Raw genomic sequence first — 3,240 nt, 5'->3', positions numbered from 1 at the left:
AGTAGCTATGTCAACACTACTGCAATGTATGGAAAATATGCGAAAAGAGCCGGAATGGTAGGCCATATAATTAGTGCTGGTCAAATAGGTTATGGAGTTTATCAAGATAAAGGAAAGTTTAGCAAAAATACACAAGTGGCGACTGCTGGAGTTGCAGGCGGTATGGCAGGAGCTGCAATTGGAGGTTGGGCAGGGACAAAATCAGGAACCCTTATTGGAGCTGCTATAGGAGTTTGGTTTGAAGGAATTGGAGCAGTACCAGCTGGAGCAATTGGTGGGGTAATAGGGGGTATTACAGGAAGTATATTGGGAGGTATATATGGTGGTGATTATGCGGAAGCACAAGCAGAAGAATGGTTAAAATAAATAAATTTATGGAAAGAATTTGGAACTACGTCCATTATTCAATATTTAATTCGTACAAACTATTATACAAATTGTTGTCATATGTAGACCCGTTCAGATTATTATACAAAATTCCCGCAGTGAAAAGATTTTATGCTAAAGGAGGTATAAATGATATGAATAAATTTACTGATGAAGTTGCATTTAATGATAAAAGATCAGGTCTGGGAAGTATTTGGGCAGGTAGTATGGTTGGTGGTTTAATAATTCTTATAGAATATGGATTATTCAATATTCTTCAGGTAATATTAGGGAAATCATTAATACAAATTTTTTGGGAGCCAGGAAGTTCTTATAAATGGTTATTTGTAATAGGATTTTTGATTATGCCTTGGGTTATTAATGAGAAATTACTATTTAAAAATGATAAGTATTTAAAATATTTTGATGAATTTGATAAGGAACCTAAAGAAGTAAAACGTAAATGGGCATGGATCAGTTTTGGTGTAATTTTAGGAATCGTAATATTTTTTATACTTAGTTTTGTGCCATTGTCCTTTATCTTTTAAGCAAAATGGAGTTGCTACCTTTTTTTGAGACAAAAAGTTTATACTTTTTTATACTCCTATTTTGGATAATCTTGAAAATAATTAGAGTATTGAACTTTCAATACTCTAATTTTATAAAATAAGTTTCGCTAGAAACAGCAATAGAGATCATTGAAGAAAACAACTACTATCCTTTTGGGCTGAAGCATGAAGGCTATAATGCATTAGCTGGCAACCCTTCCTATAACTATGGTTATAATGGAAAAGAATTGCAGACGGAAAGTGGAATGTATGACTATGGTGCCAGAATGTATATGAGTGATATTGGAAGATGGGGTGTAATAGACCCATTGGCAGAGACCACAAGAAGGTTTTCGCCTTATAATTATGCATTAAATAATCCTGTGAGCTTTATCGACCCGGATGGGAGAAAAGCTTATGCTCCTGATACGTGGAGCTGGAATATAAGCTCTGGCGGAGCCGCTTCGTATTATCTTGCAGGCGGAAAAGGTGCAACGGGAATGTCTATGGATGAATGGTCAGGTAATGTACCAACAATTTTTACTCCGAGTGCAGGCGGAGGTGGAGGTTTGAGTTTAGGATTAATTGATACTATTTTAAATTTAGGAGGAAACTGGCATAATACAGGATTTGGCTTTCAGGACAGTAACAATATCCTCCTGGGGTATAACGGAAGTTACTTAAGTCTTAATACCAATTATGCTGAAGGGGGTATTGGAGATGCAATCATTAATGTTCCTGAAATTATTTTAAGTGGAAGCAGTTCTGGTTGGGGAAATCAGATATTAAGCCAGTTTAATGCTTATATGGATAAATATAACGGAAATACAGGAGTATATGGTCTTATTGGAAGATCAACTTCTTATATAGCAAATTTAATAGACGGTTTTATAGGAACTACTAATGAGGAGTTTCCTATAATTACAAATCCTGGTGGTATGGCGAGAACAGATTTTGATGCAAGTACTCATGATAAATTGAGAAGAGGTGATAAAACCTTTATATTAGATTGGGGAAGTTTTGTAGCTCCAAGTACCTTTCCTAATGCTGGTAAAGATGGAAAGATAACTTGGGCCGGAAGAATTTATGCAGCTGTATGGGGAGGAGATAGAATTAGAGAGCTGTCAGAGTTGTTCCGTAATAAAGAAATTAGTGATACAGTATACTATAAAGATTATACATTTATGAAAGGATCAATTATTCCAATTGATACAGTTTACAAAACTTCTATAGAGAAAGGAGAAAATTGGTCAAAAGCTATGCAAAGACTTTATAAAACATCAGATTCAGTAAAATCTTCAAAATAAATAATGAATAAATACTTTTTTTTATCCCTATTGTTTTTAATTACCTTTTCTTGTAAAAAAGAAGAAGTGAAAAGCAATGAAGGAATGCATCCTACAGATTATTTTTCAGTTGCAACTAATTTGGAAAAATTAGAATATCTCGAAAAACATAAAGTAAATGATTCTCTCTATAAAGTAAGAGGGCAATTTAGTACTTATGAAGTGACAGGACAAGTGAATGGAAATGATGTGAAGACTGATTGGTGGGAAGTAAAAGATCTTAAAACCAAAATATTGGTAGCAAAACTAGAATATAAAATAACTGACGATAAAGAGTTTGTTAATCAATATTTTTTATTTAACCGTGAAAAATTAGATACTTTAAATAGTAAATTTTACAAGTTGAAAGAAAATGGTGATTTATTGAAGTATAGATTTTACACATCAGCACTTTATAAAAAAAATCAACCAGAAGGAAAGTTAAATTATCATCTTTATTCTAATGGAAAAGAAGTTAGTCACTTACAATGTAGATGCAAAAAATATAATAATTTTTATGATTGTGAATTTACTATTCCTACTAATTCTAAAAATATAATTATTAGAGGTAATTTTTGGGAAATTTTTCAATTAGATAATGGTAATGTAGCTGAAAATGAAATTTATGTGTTAGATACTTTAAAACAATGATTTTATAAAAATGGAGCGATCTTAATCTTTTGATCGCTCTATTTATTTTTAGAAGCGAGCTAAATCTATATTAGGATTTTTCATACCAAATGTGCTAAGATCAATTTATAATTATAAAATGTATCAACTTTTAAAGTTATTCAGGATTGGCGAGAACAGATTTTGATGCAAGTCTCATGATAAGCTGAGACGGGGTGATAAAACATTATATTAGATTGTAGCTCCAAGTACCTTTCCTAATGCTGGTAAAGATGGAAATATAGCTTGGGGCGAAAGAATTTATGCAGCTGTATGGGGAGGAGATAGAATTAGAGAGCTGTCCGATTTATTTGGTGGGAAAGAAAATGATA

General features: G+C 32.5%; 2 protein-coding genes and 2 pseudogenes. All 4 read left to right on the top strand.

Translation table 11 applies throughout. The annotated features are described in order from the left end of the window. Positions 1 to 366, top strand: a pseudogene (locus tag AC4IF5_RS20345) (hypothetical protein); the annotation flags it as partial. Positions 367 to 485: 119 nt separating this feature from the next. Continuing rightward, positions 486 to 914 carry a hypothetical protein gene (locus AC4IF5_RS20340; protein ID WP_490737764.1) on the top strand — a complete coding sequence of 143 codons (429 nt, stop codon included), beginning with the start codon at positions 486 to 488 and terminating at the stop codon, positions 912 to 914. A 143-nt stretch (positions 915 to 1,057) separates the two neighbouring features. Beyond that, positions 1,058 to 1,324: pseudogene (locus AC4IF5_RS20335) on the top strand (RHS repeat-associated core domain-containing protein); the annotation flags it as partial. Positions 1,325 to 2,224: 900 nt separating this feature from the next. Then, positions 2,225 to 2,890 carry a hypothetical protein gene (locus tag AC4IF5_RS20330; protein WP_490737762.1) on the top strand — a complete coding sequence of 222 codons (666 nt, stop codon included), beginning with the start codon at positions 2,225 to 2,227 and terminating at the stop codon, positions 2,888 to 2,890. Positions 2,891 to 3,240 lie beyond the last annotated feature (350 nt).

The sequence above is a fragment of the Chryseobacterium sp. UF-290 genome (genome assembly GCF_058245615.1).
Note: the sequence above shows the minus strand (reverse complement) of the source record. Positions and strands in the feature narration are given on the sequence as shown.

Bases quoted from the DNA above. Each gene is read 5' to 3' on its own strand.
- AC4IF5_RS20330 (WP_490737762.1), top strand. From the start codon at position 2,225: ATGAATAAATACTTTTTTTTATCCCTATTGTTTTTAATTACCTTTTCT.